This window comes from Janthinobacterium sp. SUN137 (genome assembly GCF_030587265.1).
Taxonomy (GTDB): Bacteria; Pseudomonadota; Gammaproteobacteria; order Burkholderiales; family Burkholderiaceae_D; genus Janthinobacterium; species Janthinobacterium kumbetense.
In genome coordinates this window covers 1,408,169-1,421,702 of sequence record NZ_JAPWHZ010000002.1, presented here as the reverse complement: position 1 = coordinate 1,421,702, position 13,534 = coordinate 1,408,169, and the positions used below count along the sequence as shown (strand labels likewise).

Annotated in this window: 14 protein-coding genes; 9 read left to right on the top strand and 5 right to left on the bottom strand. The window is 67.7% G+C overall.

Features of this window, described 5'->3' with window-relative positions; translation table 11 throughout:
• The first annotated feature begins 195 nt into the window (after nt 1-195).
• Nucleotides 196-1,845, top strand: coding sequence for a DUF4394 domain-containing protein (locus O3298_RS14435; RefSeq protein ID WP_305059779.1), 1,650 nt, complete (start codon nt 196-198; stop codon nt 1,843-1,845).
• Nucleotides 1,846-1,869: 24 nt separating this feature from the next.
• Here O3298_RS14435 and O3298_RS14430 read toward each other — a convergent pair whose 3' ends face one another.
• Nucleotides 1,870-3,351 carry a phage tail sheath C-terminal domain-containing protein gene (locus O3298_RS14430; RefSeq protein WP_305059778.1) on the bottom strand — a complete coding sequence of 494 codons (1,482 nt, stop codon included), beginning with the start codon at nt 3,349-3,351 and terminating at the stop codon, nt 1,870-1,872.
• Nucleotides 3,352-3,505: 154 nt separating this feature from the next.
• Here O3298_RS14430 and O3298_RS14425 point away from each other — a divergent pair, with 154 nt between their 5' ends.
• The 4 genes from O3298_RS14425 (at nt 3,506) to O3298_RS14410 (ending at nt 7,386) form a co-directional block, all read left to right on the top strand.
• Nucleotides 3,506-4,786, top strand: a complete 1,281-nt coding sequence (locus O3298_RS14425) for an arsenic transporter (RefSeq protein ID WP_305059777.1) — start codon at nt 3,506-3,508, stop codon at nt 4,784-4,786.
• Between the two features lie 46 nt (nt 4,787-4,832).
• Nucleotides 4,833-5,462 (top strand): NAD-dependent dehydratase, encoded by a 630-nt coding sequence (locus tag O3298_RS14420; RefSeq protein ID WP_305059776.1) that lies wholly within the window; start codon nt 4,833-4,835, stop codon nt 5,460-5,462.
• 46 nt (nt 5,463-5,508) lie between these two features.
• Complete coding sequence (locus tag O3298_RS14415) at nt 5,509-5,958, top strand: GNAT family N-acetyltransferase (RefSeq protein ID WP_305059775.1); 450 nt, start codon at nt 5,509-5,511, stop codon at nt 5,956-5,958.
• Nucleotides 5,959-6,117: 159 nt separating this feature from the next.
• On the top strand, nt 6,118-7,386 hold the full coding sequence (locus tag O3298_RS14410) for a nucleotide disphospho-sugar-binding domain-containing protein (RefSeq protein ID WP_305059774.1): 1,269 nt from the start codon (nt 6,118-6,120) through the stop codon (nt 7,384-7,386).
• Nucleotides 7,387-7,406: 20 nt separating this feature from the next.
• Here O3298_RS14410 and O3298_RS14405 read toward each other — a convergent pair whose 3' ends face one another.
• The 3 genes from O3298_RS14405 to O3298_RS14395 form a co-directional block, all read right to left on the bottom strand.
• Entirely contained in the window at nt 7,407-8,333 is a 927-nt protein-coding gene (locus tag O3298_RS14405) for a DUF2145 domain-containing protein (protein ID WP_305059773.1), read from the bottom strand.
• Nucleotides 8,330-8,761 carry a hypothetical protein gene (locus O3298_RS14400; RefSeq protein WP_099664287.1) on the bottom strand — a complete coding sequence of 144 codons (432 nt, stop codon included), beginning with the start codon at nt 8,759-8,761 and terminating at the stop codon, nt 8,330-8,332. Before O3298_RS14400 ends, O3298_RS14405 begins: the two co-directional genes overlap by 4 nt.
• Nucleotides 8,762-8,853: 92 nt before the next feature.
• Entirely contained in the window at nt 8,854-9,720 is an 867-nt protein-coding gene (locus tag O3298_RS14395) for an HDOD domain-containing protein (RefSeq protein ID WP_305059772.1), read from the bottom strand.
• Between the two features lie 206 nt (nt 9,721-9,926).
• On the opposite strand from O3298_RS14395, the gene O3298_RS14390 reads away from it, so the two are divergent.
• Genes O3298_RS14390 through O3298_RS14380 form a run of 3 tightly spaced genes read left to right on the top strand, consistent with a single transcriptional unit; the run spans nt 9,927 to nt 11,947 of the window.
• On the top strand, nt 9,927-11,012 hold the full coding sequence (locus O3298_RS14390) for an alpha/beta hydrolase (RefSeq protein WP_305059771.1): 1,086 nt from the start codon (nt 9,927-9,929) through the stop codon (nt 11,010-11,012).
• Nucleotides 11,012-11,419: a carboxymuconolactone decarboxylase family protein gene (locus O3298_RS14385; RefSeq protein WP_305059770.1), complete on the top strand. Its 408-nt coding sequence runs from the start codon at nt 11,012-11,014 to the stop codon at nt 11,417-11,419. Before O3298_RS14390 ends, O3298_RS14385 begins: the two co-directional genes overlap by 1 nt.
• 36 nt (nt 11,420-11,455) lie before the next feature.
• On the top strand, nt 11,456-11,947 hold the full coding sequence (locus O3298_RS14380; RefSeq protein ID WP_305059769.1) for a cupin domain-containing protein: 492 nt from the start codon (nt 11,456-11,458) through the stop codon (nt 11,945-11,947).
• A 27-nt stretch (nt 11,948-11,974) separates the two neighbouring features.
• Here O3298_RS14380 and O3298_RS14375 read toward each other — a convergent pair whose 3' ends face one another.
• On the bottom strand, nt 11,975-13,081 hold the full coding sequence (locus tag O3298_RS14375) for an acyl-CoA dehydrogenase (protein ID WP_305059767.1): 1,107 nt from the start codon (nt 13,079-13,081) through the stop codon (nt 11,975-11,977).
• A 119-nt stretch (nt 13,082-13,200) separates the two neighbouring features.
• On the opposite strand from O3298_RS14375, the gene O3298_RS14370 reads away from it, so the two are divergent.
• A complete protein-coding gene (locus tag O3298_RS14370) occupies nt 13,201-13,497 on the top strand; it encodes a hypothetical protein (RefSeq protein WP_305059766.1) in 297 nt (98 codons plus the stop codon).
• Nucleotides 13,498-13,534: the final 37 nt, after the last annotated feature.

Here is a 13,534-nt window from a genome sequence, read left to right as displayed (position 1 = left end):
TGTCTTGTTCCCCGTTGCCATCGTGCCCGTGACTATACACCGGTTAAGTTGCTTAAAGACAATCATAAAGGCGCGAAGAATAACTTTTTTTGCGCCGCTGCATCCAAACGGGCGCCTGGCGAGTAGTACAGGGGTGCGCTCGCTGCGACCGCGGCATGGGCGGCACTTCCACTCACTCTTACAGGGGCCACGACCATGCCGATCCTTCCGACCTTGCCAACCTTGCCATTCGCCAAGCTGCTGCTCGCTTCCGCCGTCGCCATGTCGCTCACCGCCTGCGGCGGTAGCAGCAGCCACCATGACCCCGTCACGCCATCCGTGGTGGTGGCTGGCGATGTCTTCGTGCTCACCGCCAGCAACAAACTGCTGTCGTTCGACCGCGCCACGCCCGCCACCATTCGCACCACGCTCGCCGTGACGGGCCTGCAGGCGGGCGAGAACCTGCTGGGCATCGATTTCCGTCCCGCCGATGGCCAGCTGTACGGTGTCGGCAGCACGGGGCGCATCTACACCCTGAACGGCGCGACGGGCGCCGCCACGCTGAAGTCCAGCCTGGCGGCCGACGCGGCCGACACGACGGCGCCCTATGCGGCGCTGGCCGGCACGCAATTCGGCGTCGATTTCAACCCGGTCGCCGACCGTCTGCGCATCGTCAGCGACACGGGACAAAGCCTGCGCATCAATGTCGACACGGGCGCCACGACGACGGATGGCAATATCAACGGCGGCGCGGGCAACACGGCCATCACGGCGGCGGCCTACACCAACAGCTTCGCCGGCACGGCCAGCACCACGCTGTTCGTCATCGATGCGGCCAACGCCACCCTGTACACGCAAAATCCGCCCAACAACGGCACCCTGGCCGGCGCCGTGCCGCTGGGCGTGGCGGCCACCGGCGTGGCCGGCTTCGATATCGATGCGCGCACGAACACGGGCTACGCCGTCATGACGGTGGCCGGCGTGCGCAACCTGTACACCGTGAACCTGGCCGCGACCACCGCCCCGGCGACCCTGGTGGCGGCCATCGGCGTAACCGAGGACTTGCGCGGCATCGCCTTGAAAGGGCCGGGCGCGCCCATCGCCTACGGCTTGACGGACGACGCCCGCATCGTCACCTTCAAGACGGCCACGCCGAACACGCTGGACGCCAACGTGGCTGTCACGGGCCTGGCGGCGGGCGAGCGTTTGCTGGGCTTTGACATCCGTCCCAAGGATGGCTTGCTGTACGGAATCTCGTCGGCGGGGCGTATCGTCACCATCGACCCGGCCACGGGCGCGGCCACCGTCAAGGCGACGCTCGCCGCCGATGCGGCGGATGTCACCGCGCCGTACACGGCCATCGCCGGCACGGCCTTCGGTGTCGATTTCAACCCCGTCGCCGACCGCCTGCGCGTGATCGGCAATACGGGACAAAGCCTGCGCATCAACGTCGACACGGGCGCTACCACGACCGACGGCGCCGTCAACCGCACGGGCGCGGCGCCTGTCGTCACGGCGGCGGCCTACACCAACAGCTTTGCCGGCACGACGGCCACCATGCTGTTCGATATCGACACGGCCAGCGCCGCGCTCGCCCTGCAAAATCCGCCCAACGACGGCACCCTGGTGAATGTGGGCTTGCTGGGCGTGGCGGCGGCGGGCGATGCGGGCTTCGATATCGCGGGCGGGGCGAACGGCCTGGCCCTGGCGGCCCTGCGCACGTCGGCCGCGGGACCGAGCTCCCTGTACCGCATCGACCTGGCAACAGGCGCGGCCGTGCTGAGCGGCGGCGCGGCCACGCCGGCGGCATCCGCCATCGGCAACGGGGCGGTGGGGCTGACCGATATCGCCATCGCGCTCAAGTAAGGCGGGCTGGCGCCGCCCGGCGTGTCACGATTTCTGCATCTGCTGCTGGAATGTGAGCTCGATGAATTCGGCCGGGCGGCTGACGGCGACCAGGATGGTGACCCGCAGGATGCCTTCCAGGATGTCTTCCGGCGTCATGGTTTCGCCCAGGCCGACGGACACGCTGAAGCTATCCTCCGGCGAGGCGCCCGCCAGGCCGCCGCGCTTCCAGACGCCGGTCAGGAAGTTGTTCGTCATTCCCCGGACGGTGACCCAGGTGCCGGACACGTTTGGCTCGAACACATAGGCCAGGTAGGCAAGGCGCAGCGATTCCGCCAGCATGATCACGGTGCGGCGGACATTAATGTAGCGCCAGTCGAGGCTGTTGCCATCGAGGGTGCGGGCGCCCCACACCAGTGTGCCCTCGCCAACAAAGCTGCGGATGGCGTTGACCGACGTGCCGCTGCCGCTCACGTTGAGGTCTTCCTGCTCATCGTGCGAGATGTGCACGGCCGGTGCGCTGACGGCGTCGAGGCTCACATTGGCCGGTGCTTTCCACACGCCGCGCGCGTTGTCGACCATCGTATATATGCCCGCCATGGCGGCGCCGGGCGGCAGCAGATTGAGCTGGCTTTGCATGGCCAGCAGCAGTTGCCCGTACACGGGGCAGAGGGCGAGCAGCGACTGATGGATGGCAGCGATGCGGCTGGCCTGACCGTCCGCTGACGCAGCTACGCTGGCCATCTGCTCGAACAGGGCGGACACTTGCCGCTGCCGGCCGGCGTCCAGCGCCTGCGGCAGCAGGTTTTTCAGCGCGTCCCACTGGCTGGCGCGAAGGCAGGTGAAGTTGAGCTCGTCCAGCGAAACCACCGTGGTTTCCAGCCACGGATAATAGGCGGCGCCATACGCCAGCGCGGCGCTGCCGATGCCGTTCCGGAAAGCGGCCACGGGCCCATCCGTCAATGGGGCCGCGCCGGCATGGATGTCGAGGATGGCGAAGCGGTTGCGCATTTCCTGGCCGCAATGCTCGAGCATGTGCCGTTGCAGCGCATGGCAGTCGTCCTGCGCCAGCAGCATGGCGTCGGGCACGGCCAGCAGCGTGACTTCCGGCGCCTGCCGCAGGGCATCGATGCCGGCCCGCAGTGCGCCGACGTCGGGCGCATCATGGTAGTTGCCGATGGAAACGATATGGCAGGCGCCGCCGCCGTTGCGGAAAAAAAGCCGCATGCTGTGATACAGCAGGAATCTTCCGCCGGCCTGGTGCAGCGCGAAGGGCGTTGCAGCGCCTGGGGCCGCTTCCGCCTCAAGCGTGAATTCCGGCACGGGCGCGCCGCCGAAACAGGCTTCAAATTCCTCCATCGAGGTGATGCGCCAAGGCTTGTTGTGCAGCGATTTTCCTTGATGGCTGGCGCCGGCCGTGTAGCCGACAAAGGCTGGCACGGCCGTCGCGACCTCGATGACTGAATTGGGGAAGGCGGTTTTTTCCACGATATACACGCCGGGAGTCTGGTATTGCGCCATATGCATGCTTTCCTGGTGGGGCAGAGGGGGGGGCGGGGCCGAGCGATGGGCTAGTATAATCAGTTATCAGACTGGCATGAGAATTTATGCTCACATCTATTTGATATTTCCAGTATTATTGAAGTATTGAATTCATTGTCTATTTTCGGATGCCCCACCCATGCTGACCGCTTTCCTGATCTTCCTCGCCACCCTCATCCTCGTCATCTGGCAGCCGCGCGACCTGGGCATCGGCTGGAGCGCCGTCATCGGCGCCTGCGTCGCCTTGCTGGCGGGCGTCATCCACTGGGGCGACATCCCCGTCGTCTGGCACATCGTGTGGAACGCCACCGGCACGTTCATCGCCGTGATCATCATCAGCCTGCTGCTGGACGCGGCCGGCTTCTTCGAATGGGCCGCCTTGCACGTGGCGCGCTGGGGCGGCGGCAGCGGCAGAAAACTGTTCGTGCTGCTGGTCTTGCTGGGCGCCCTCGTTTCCGCCGTGTTCGCCAACGATGGCGCCGCGCTGATCCTCACGCCCATCGTCATCGCCATGCTGCGGGCGCTGAAGTTTTCCGCCAAGGCCACCCTGGCCTACGTGATGGCGGCCGGCTTCATCGCCGACACGGCCAGCCTGCCGCTGGTGGTGTCGAACCTGGTGAATATCGTCTCGGCCGATTTCTTCAAGATCGGCTTTGCCGAGTATGCGTCCGTGATGGTGCCCGTCAACGTCGTCGCCGTGCTGGCCACCCTGGCGGCCTTGCTGCTCTTTTTCCGCCAGGATATTCCCCGTGATTATGCAGTGGCGCAGCTGAAACGTCCGGACGCCGCCATCCGCGACCTGGCCACCTTCCGCGCCGGCTGGCTGGTGCTGGCGCTGCTGCTGGTGGGCTTTTTCTCGCAGGAAAGCCTTGGCGTACCCATCAGCCTGATCGCCGCCGTGGGCGCCGCGCTGCTGCTGGGCGTGGCAGGCAAGGGCCAGGTGATTTCCACGCGCTACGTGCTGCGCCATGCGCCATGGCACATCGTCGTCTTTTCGCTGGGCATGTACCTGGTCGTGTACGGCTTGCGCAATGCAGGCTTGACGGCTTATCTGACGGGCATGCTGAACCACTTTGCGCAGTACGGCGTGTGGGGCGCGGCCATGGGCACGGGCGTGCTGACGGCGTTATTGTCGTCCGTGATGAACAACTTGCCGACGGTGCTCGTCGGCGCCCTGGCCATCGACCCGACGACGGCGCAGGGGGCCGTGCGCGAAGCGATGATCTACGCAAACGTCATCGGCAGCGACCTGGGGCCGAAGATCACGCCGATCGGCAGCCTGGCCACCTTGCTGTGGTTGCACGTGCTCGACAGCAAGAACATCCACATTTCCTGGGGATACTATTTCCGCGTCGGCATCGTGCTGACCGTGCCCGTGCTGCTGGTGACCCTGGCCGCGCTGGCGCTGCGCCTGTCCTGAGTTCCGTGTATGGTGGTGGCTGTGAGCAACTTTATACTGGGATGCAATGAAATTACTGCTCGTAGGCGCTACCGGTCTCGTCGGCAGCGAAGTGCTGCGCCTGGCGCTGATGGATGCGCGGATCACGGCCATCGTAGCGCCCGTGCGCAAGCCCTTGCCGCCCCATCCCAAGCTGGCCGCGCCTGTCATTGATTTCGATCAATTGCCGCTGGACGCATCCTGGTGGCAGGCGGACGCCGTCATCTGCACCCTGGGCACGACGATGAAGGTGGCCGGCACGCGGCAAGTGTTTTCCCGCGTGGACCACGACTATCCGCTGGCCGTGGCGCGGCTGGCGCTGGCGGCCGGCACGGGCACGTACGTGCTCAATTCCGCGGCCGGCGCCAACGCCGCTTCGCGCATCTTCTATAACCGCGTCAAGGGCGAGCTGGAACGCGACCTGCAAGCGCTGGGTTTTCGTTCGCTCACGTACGTGCGCCCGGGCCTGATCGGCGGCGAGCGCGCCGTGGCGCGGGCGGGCGAGGGCGCCGCCTTGCGCATCCTGCGCGTGCTCGGTCCCGTGCTGCCGCGCCGCTGGCGCATCAATCCCGCGCCGCGCATCGCCAGCGCCTTGCTGGAAGCGGCGCTGGCCGCCGCGCCGGGCGTGCACGTGGTGACGTCGGAGCAGCTGCTGTGAGTGCGCGCCCGTGTAATCTCCCTTCCTGTTTCTGAAAAGGATAGCAATGCAGACTGTACGCCCTTACCAGGCCGGCGACCGCGACGCCTGCCTGGCCCTGTTCGACGGCAATACGCCGCGCTTTTTCGACCCGTCCGAGCGCGCGGACTTTGCCGCCTGGCTCGATACCTCGACGCATCCCTACCTGGTCATTCTGCGCGATGGCCGCATCGTCGCCTGCGGCGGCCATGCCATCGAGGCGGGCGGCAGCGTCGCCAGCCTGTGCTGGGGCATGGTGGCGCAGGATGCGCATGGCCAGGGACTGGGCCGGGCGCTGACGCAGGCGCGCCTGGACGCCATCCGCGCCGTGCCGGGCATTGCCAGCGTGCGCATGAATACCAGCCAGCACACGCAAGGCTTTTATGCGGGCTACGGTTTCGTGACGGTCAACGTGACGCCGGACGGCTTCGGGCCGGGCATCGATCGATGGGACATGGTATTGCAACTGCCGGTGTAGCGGCGGCAGGCATGGCGCCGTGCCGCGCTCAATAATTGATTGAAATGCTAACGTTAATCGCTTACTATCGTTGGGTATTTCAACTAGGAAAGATGCCCATGCACCCCTCGTTCTTGCTTGATTTCCCGCTGAAGATTGCCGTCAGGCAAGGATGGCCGCATGGCTGACCCATCCCCGCTCGTCATCATCGCCAGCAGCGGCACCGGCGGCGACATGCAGCCGTTTATCGCGCTGGCGCAGGGCTTGCAGCAACGGGGCCGGCGCGTGCTGCTGCTGGTGCCGGGCTGGCAGGAAGCGGCCGCGCAGGCGTCAAAGTTGCCGTATCGCACCTTCGGCAGCGCGGAAGAGGGGCAGGCCATGCTGGGCAACCCCGGCCTGTGGGATGAACGCAAGGGCTGGGGCGTGGTGTGGAATGGCCTCGTGCCGCACCTGGGCGCCGTGCGCGACATCGTGCAAGGCTTGCCGGCCGATGAGGCTTGCGTGGTGCTGTGCCATCCCATCCTCGTGCCGATGGCGGCCCTGGCGCGTTCCGTGCGCCCGGACTTGCGCATCGTCGCGGCGTATCTCGCGCCATCGAACCTGTGCAGCAGCCATGATTTCCTGACGGCCGGTTCGCTGCGCATTCCCGCGTGGGTGCCGCTGGCCTGGCGCCAGGCCCTGTGGCGCATGATCCACCGCGCCATGATCGACCCGGTGCTGCTGCCTGGACTGAACGGCGCGCGCGCGCAGCACGGCTTGCCGCTGGAAGCGCATTTTTTTGGACACATGCTGTCCGCGCCGGACGCCTCGCTGGGACTGTTTCCCGCCTGGTTCGCCGCGCCGCAGGCGGATTGGCCGCCGCACTTCGCGCAGGCCGATTTCACCGCCGCCGCCATGCCTGGCGCCGCAGCGCTGCCGCCGGAACTCGAACGTTTTCTGGGCGAGGGCGAGCCGCCCATCGTGTTTACGCCCGGTACCGGCCACCAGCATGCGCAACGCTATTTCAGCATCGCGCTGGACGTCTTGCGGCGGCTGGGGCGGCGCGGCCTGTTCCTCACGCCCCATGCGGCGCAAGTGCCGCAGCACTTGCCGGCTGGCGTGCTGTGGCAGGCGCACGCGCCGTTCGCGGCGCTGTTGCCGCGCGTGGCAGCCGTGGTGCACCACGGCGGCATCGGCACCAGCGCGGACGCCTTCCGCGCGGGCATCCCGCAACTGATCGTGCCGTTCGCGTACGACCAGTTCGACAATGGCTGGCGCGCCAAACGGCTCGGTGTGGGGGAAGTCTTGCTGGCCAAGCGCTTGTCTGCCGGGCGCATGCAGCGGCAGCTGGCGCGCCTGCTGGCCGCGCCCGAAGTCAGGCTGGCGTGCGGCGAGGTGGCCCGCCGGATGGGGCAGGGGCTCGAATCAGCGCGCCTGCTGGATCACGTCGAAGCGGCCCTGGCCGCTTAGTCTGCCTGGGGAATGCTGCGCTAGGTATCGTCGAGGGCGATGACCCGGTCGTTTGCGCCGGGCACGCAGCCGTCGGCGATCGGTTCCCAGCCCCGGTGCACCACCACCTGCTTGCCGTCGTGGCAGATTTCCACGCGTTCGCTGGCGGGCAGGCGCTGGCGCGCGAACGCTTCCAGGCTGGCCGGCAGGCTCACCGCCAGCTGCATCGAGCGAATTGCCTCAGGCGGGTGGTCATCCATGTGCACGAGGGGCACGAAGATGGAGCCGAGCATCAGCCAGCGTGCACCCACGTCGACGGGGGCGGGCGCATATGGTGCGGCGCGCAGCCAGTCCTGGGCGCGGGCGCGCAAGTCGCCGCCTGCCGCCAGTTCGCCCCAGGCGGCGGCCAGCATTTCCACCACCCACTGATTGCAATTCTGGTATGTCAAATTGAAAGCATACGCGTTGGCGCTGTAGCGGCCCGCCAGCAACTGCTGCACGCGCACGGGGTCGAGCAGGGCGCGGCGCAGGGGCGGCACGGTTTCGGCCGGCAATTTCACGAGCGAGATGTAGCCGAGCGCCGGGTTTTCCGTGCCCATGGCGAAACCGGCCGTGCCCTGGTCGAAGATGCGCGGGCGGCCTTCGTCGCAGGCGTAGTACAACTGGCGCGCGGACCAGCCGCTGTCATTGTCGTGGCGCCAGGCCAGCGCGGCGTGCGAATAGCGGATGCCGAAGCGGGCCAGGTCCAGGCCGGAGCGGCTGATCAGGGCCACGCTGCCTTCGCTGGCGGCCAGTTCCTCGCGCACGACGGCGGCAAAGCGCAAGAGCCGGTCCTGTTCCGTGGCCGTGAGTTCCTGGGCGCGGTCGCAAAAGCGCGAGGAGGACATTGAGGTGCCCGCCTGGGCGGCGCCAGCCAGGACGAGCGCGGCGCAGCCGGCCAGCAGCGGCGCCAGTTTGCGCAAGATCAAAGGCTGACGGGACGCGTGGCCATTTCGCCGTACCAGTCGTCGGCCAGCACGAGGAAGAAGGCGGCGCGCGTGTCGTTGCGCGAGAATTCGATGCCGTAGGCGCGGTTTTGCGCATGCACCACGTCGCCCTGCGCCAGCTGCTGCTTGTCGAGCGCCGCCTGCGGCAAGTCCAGCACCAGCGGCGTGGCCGTGGCGTCGGCCTGCATGGTCAAACGCGTCATGCCGGCCCGGCCCGGCACGGCGGCCACGTCGATGATGCGGTAGGGACCATTGGCCACCTTGTTGTCGCGCGAAGAGCTGTTGCTCGAACCGTTGAGCGAATCGGAAATGCTGCCGCTCGACTGGGAACCGGCGCTGGAGGCCGAGGAAACGAAGCTGTCGGCGTTGGCGTTGCACGCCATGGTCAGAGCTGCGGCCAGGCCGAGCATGCGTAAGGAGGTAGTCAAGGCAGTTTTCCAGTGAGCATCAATGAAAGCGGACCGGGTCCATCCCGGCTCGCGCCATCATAGCAGATCGGCCATCAGCTGAGCAGTACCTCGATCAGGCCCTTCGCTTCGGCCGACGGCTGCGTGCGCAGCGCCTGCAGCACGGGATCGTGTTCCAGATAGGCTTGCAGCGCCTCGCTGACGGTGACGCCGGCCTGCGGCAGCGGCGAAGGGACGGGAGAGAGCGCCTTGGCCAGCAGCAGGGTGTCGCGCAAGCCCTCGGGCGGCAGCATGATGGTGGAGCCGGGCAAGGCGTTGACGGCATCGGCCACCGGCAGCGGCACGCCCAGCTGGCGCATCAGCGCGCGGCCGATCACTTCCAGCGTGGACGCCATCTGCGTTTCCAGCTGGGCGTACAGGCCCGGAGTCTTGTCGGCCTGGGCCAGCAAATAAAAGCCGGCCACTTCATGCACGATGCCGGCGAACAGCGCCGTATCGGCATCCGTCTGCGTGACGGTGGCGGCCAGCCCGTGCGCCAGCGCCGCCACGTGCACGGTGTGCGCCCACAGCTGGGTGGCGCGGGCGCGCAAGGCTTCGTCGCGGATGCCCGCGTTCAGCTGGCGGATGACGGCCGCCGTCGCCAGCGCATACAGGTTGCGGTGGCCCAGCCGCTCGACGGCGGCGCGCACGCTGGTGATGGCGGGCGCCTGGCCGGGCGAGAACAGGGCCGAATTGGCCAGCGCCACGGCGCGCGCCGACAAGGTCGGTTCGCACAGCAGCAAGCGGCTGATGTCGGCCGAGTGGCAATCCGGATTGGCCAGTTCCTTTTGCAGGAGCAGGGCCGTATTGATGCTGGTGGGAAAAGCCAGGGTTTCCGTTTCGGCGCTGGCCAAAAGTTGCGCCAGGCTGCTGAGCGTGTTGACGTGCATGGATAGGGGAGCGGGAAGTAGCAATGGCCCCATCTTATCAGGCAATCCAGGCCGCATGGCGCCCGGCTGCCTTTCCTGTCAGGCACGGCTGGCTGGCGGCGCCATTCATAAGCTGTACTTATAGACTTTAGTGGATTTGCCTGTCTATTCACGGTGGGCGAGGGCGGGTACGCTTGATCTGCCACAAGCGTGCCTCGTACGCGGCTTGTTCCATATCAATGTTTACAAGGAAAATACAGATGCGTGATGAAGTCCCCCAGCCGCAGCGGCGCACCTTCCTGAACACCTCGCTGGCCATGGTGGCCGGCGGCGCCGGCATGGCCCTGGCAGGCGCGGCCCAGGCGCAAGCGCCGGCGTCCGCGCCCACCCGGCCCATGGTCGTGGGTCATCCCCGGCGCAACGGCGTCGCTATCGAACGCGTCGCGTTTCCCAACACCAGCGCGCAGACGGTCATTGCGGCCAACCTGTTCACGCCGGCCGGATTCGATGCGGCCAAAAAATATCCCGCCATCGTCATCGGCCACCCGTTCGGCGGCGTGAAGGAACAGACGGCCGGCTTGCACGCGCAAAAGCTGGCGGAACTGGGCTATGTGACCCTGGCGTTCGACGCTTCGCATTACGGCGACAGCGGCGGCTTGCCCCGCTACACGGAAGTGCCGGGCACGCGCGTGGGCGACTACAGCGCCTGCGTGGATTTCTTCAGCAATCATCCGGCCGTGGACCCGGCGCGCATCGGCGTGCTGGGCATTTGCGGTGGCGGCGGCTATGCCGTCAGCGCGGCGCAGGTCGACCACCGCATCCAGGCCATCGCCACCGTCAGCATGTACGACATGGGCCGCGCGCGCCGCCAGGGGCTGGGCGACACGCTCACCTACGAGCAGCGCATGAAGACCTTGGACGAGGTCGGCGAGCAGCGCACGCGCGAGGCGCGCGGCGAGCCACGGCGCGACATCCGCGCGCTGCCCGAGTCGGCCGGGCCGGACGCGCCGGAAATCGTGCGCGAATTCCTCGACTACTACGCCACGCCCCGGGGCCAGCACCCGCACTCGACCAGCTTGTACGCCTTGACGAGCCTGGCACCGATGATGAATTTCTTCCCGTTCGCGCAGATCGAGACGATCGCGCCGCGCCCGTTGCTGATGATCGTCGGCGAGCGCGCCCCGTCGGCCTACTTCAGCGAGGATGCGTACGCCAGGGCGGCGCAGCCGAAAGAGCTGTTCGTCGTGCCGGGCGCCTCGCACGTGGACCTGTACGACCGGCCGCCTTACATCGCGCAGTCGCTGGCCAGGCTGGACGCCTTCTTTCGCCAGCACCTGGGGGCGTGATGGGCGTTTTTTCGAACAGCATGAAAGCGGGCTTCCTGGCGTCCTGCCTGGCGCTGCCCGTCTTTGCGCCAGCGCAAACGCTGGATGCGCAGAGCAAGCCGCCCTCGCGCGCGCAGCAATTGATGGGAGACTTCGCGCCGAAGATGGCCGACCTCACGGACAAGGTGCTGTACGGCGACATCTGGGAGCGTCCCCAGCTGTCCAAACGCGACCGCAGCCTGGTGACCGTCAGCGCGCTGGTGGCCATGCACCGTCCCGAGCAGCTGAAATCGCACCTGCTGCTGGCGCGCCAGAACGGCTTGACGGAGGACGAGCTGGTCGAGGCGATCACCCACCTGGCCTTCTATGCGGGCTGGCCGAATGCCGTCTCGGCGCTGGCCGTGGCGAAAGAAGTCTTCCGCAAATAACGACCGCCGCCCCGCGCGGCAAGAAAGGATATCCACATGCACCGATACGCCGCGGCACTCTTGCCGCTTTGCCTGCCCGCCGGGGCCGCGTCCGCCGAGGCGGCTGCCGCGCCAGCGGCCGTCACCGTCACGCGCGCCGCCGCTTTGCCCAGCAGCATGGGCGACGCCGCCTATTTCACGGGGAAAGTTGCAGTCGACGCCAGGTTCCAGCGCCTGGCGCCGGCCCGCGTGGGCGGCGCCATGGTCACCTTCGCGCCCGGCGCCCGCACGGCGTGGCATACGCATCCGCTGGGCCAGACCCTGATCGTCACGCAAGGCCAGGGCTGGGTGCAGCACTGGCAGGGCCCGCTGCAGGCGCTGGCCGTGGGCGACGTGGCGTGGATACCGCCCGGCGTCAAGCACTGGCATGGCGCGACGGCCACGTCCGCCATGCAGCACGTCGCTATTGCCGAGGCGCAAGATGGCACGGCGGTGACGTGGCTGGAACAGGTGGCGGACGACAGCTATCCGCGCCAAGGCGCTCAATGACGATGCCGCGCCGGGCGTTCAGGCAGATTACGGCAGCAGCAGCGCATGCTGGCTGGCTGTGTGGAAATCGCGCCACACGCGGTTGATGGCGCTGTCTTCGCGGGCCGCGTACAGGCCGCAATACGGATACAAATCACCGACGGCCGCGCGGCATGCGGCGACCAGGTCCAGCGAACGGTCCTGCACGGCTTGCATGGCATCCGCGCCGAGCGCCGCGCCGCCCGCCACCTGCGCCCAGCTGTCGTCCAGCACGGCATAGAAGCGGGTGCGGGCGGCCGCGAACGCTTGTTTCCTGGCTTGCAGCATGGCGGCCACTTCCGGCACGTCCAGCAGCGGCAAGCCGGCGCGCGCATGGCGGCGGTGGCGCATGCCTTCTTCGGCCAGTTGCATGAAATGGCTGGCCATGCCGGCCACGTTGGCGGCCAGGGTCACGTAGGCCAGCGAATAGAACGGGTAGCGGTACAGGGGGCCGTCGGCCGTCGCGGCCGAAGGAGCGATGGTGAAACCGTGTTCCTTGGCAACCCATTGACCGTCGATGCGGTAGCTGTGCGAGGCGCTGGCGCGCATGCCGATGCTGTTCCACGAGGGCACCAGCTGCACCAGGGCGGCGGGCACGAGGAAGGCGCGGATGCGCGGCTTGCCATCCGCATCGAGCAGGGGCTGGCCATCGCGCCGCAGCCGGGCGTTCAGCGTGAAGTGGGTCGCCATCGGCGCGCCGCTGGCGTAGTCCCAGCTGCCCGTGATGCGGTAGCCGTCGCCTTCCTCTTCCGCATCACCGGTGGCCGCGCCGCTGCCGCCCAGGCAGACGCGGGGCGTGCCGATGATGGTCCGCGCCATGTCGGGCGCCAGGAAGCCCGCAAACCATCCCGCGCCCGCGCACAGGGTCAGCACCCAGCCCATGCTGCCGTCGACGGCGGCCACGGCTTCTTCCAGGCGCACCACCTGCGGCAAGGGCAGCTCGGCCCCGCCCGCGCCGCGCGGCGCCAGCATCGTCAGCCAGCCGCGCCGGTGCAGCAGGGCTTGCTGGGCCGGATGCAGGAAGCGGGCGGCGTCGGCGGCCGGCGCATGGCGCGCGATGCGGCGCGCGTCGCGCCCGGAAAGGGGAGCAGGGGTAGCTAGGGCAGCGTGCGGCATGGGCAGAATCCGGCAATGGCGAAGGCGGGCATTTTCGCACGGCGCGGGGTGCCGGCGGTAGCCGGTGCCTGTTGCGGTGCCAGTCCCGCGCCTGTAAGCTGCGGGAAAAGGGGAAAAACATGTGCAGATTCGTCCATGCGGGGAGCGCGGCGGCATTGCTGCTGTGCCTGGCGGCTTGCGCCAGCGTGCCGCCACCGCCGCCCGTGGTCATGCTGGGCAAGGAAGACATCACCGTGGCGGGCCGGCGCGTCCACACGGTGGACGAGATGCTGGCCGTCCTGTCCGAGGAGCACATTGCCAGTGTTGCCTTGCGCACGCAGCCGGAAGTGCCGTATGAGCGCGTCGGTGCCGTGATCTATTCCATCTTTCGCGCCGGCAGGAACGTGTCGGAAGTGGGCGGCGCCGCAGCGCCGTAAGCCTGCATGCCGCCGTTTTGCCGCATCATGGCGCGGA

What these genes read in the sequence shown, in the direction of transcription:
- O3298_RS14435 (WP_305059779.1), top strand. Translation starts at nt 196, where the DNA reads ATGCCGATCCTTCCGACCTTGCCAACCTTGCCATTCGCCAAGCTGCTG.
- O3298_RS14430 (WP_305059778.1), bottom strand. Translation starts at nt 3,351, where the DNA reads ATGCATATGGCGCAATACCAGACTCCCGGCGTGTATATCGTGGAAAAA.
- O3298_RS14425 (WP_305059777.1), top strand. Translation starts at nt 3,506, where the DNA reads ATGCTGACCGCTTTCCTGATCTTCCTCGCCACCCTCATCCTCGTCATC.
- O3298_RS14420 (WP_305059776.1), top strand. Translation starts at nt 4,833, where the DNA reads ATGAAATTACTGCTCGTAGGCGCTACCGGTCTCGTCGGCAGCGAAGTG.
- O3298_RS14415 (WP_305059775.1), top strand. Translation starts at nt 5,509, where the DNA reads ATGCAGACTGTACGCCCTTACCAGGCCGGCGACCGCGACGCCTGCCTG.
- O3298_RS14410 (WP_305059774.1), top strand. Translation starts at nt 6,118, where the DNA reads ATGGCTGACCCATCCCCGCTCGTCATCATCGCCAGCAGCGGCACCGGC.
- O3298_RS14400 (WP_099664287.1), bottom strand. Translation starts at nt 8,761, where the DNA reads ATGCTCGGCCTGGCCGCAGCTCTGACCATGGCGTGCAACGCCAACGCC.
- O3298_RS14395 (WP_305059772.1), bottom strand. Translation starts at nt 9,720, where the DNA reads ATGGGGCCATTGCTACTTCCCGCTCCCCTATCCATGCACGTCAACACG.
- O3298_RS14390 (WP_305059771.1), top strand. Translation starts at nt 9,927, where the DNA reads ATGCGTGATGAAGTCCCCCAGCCGCAGCGGCGCACCTTCCTGAACACC.
- O3298_RS14385 (WP_305059770.1), top strand. Translation starts at nt 11,012, where the DNA reads ATGGGCGTTTTTTCGAACAGCATGAAAGCGGGCTTCCTGGCGTCCTGC.
- O3298_RS14380 (WP_305059769.1), top strand. Translation starts at nt 11,456, where the DNA reads ATGCACCGATACGCCGCGGCACTCTTGCCGCTTTGCCTGCCCGCCGGG.
- O3298_RS14375 (WP_305059767.1), bottom strand. Translation starts at nt 13,081, where the DNA reads ATGCCGCACGCTGCCCTAGCTACCCCTGCTCCCCTTTCCGGGCGCGAC.
- O3298_RS14370 (WP_305059766.1), top strand. Translation starts at nt 13,201, where the DNA reads ATGTGCAGATTCGTCCATGCGGGGAGCGCGGCGGCATTGCTGCTGTGC.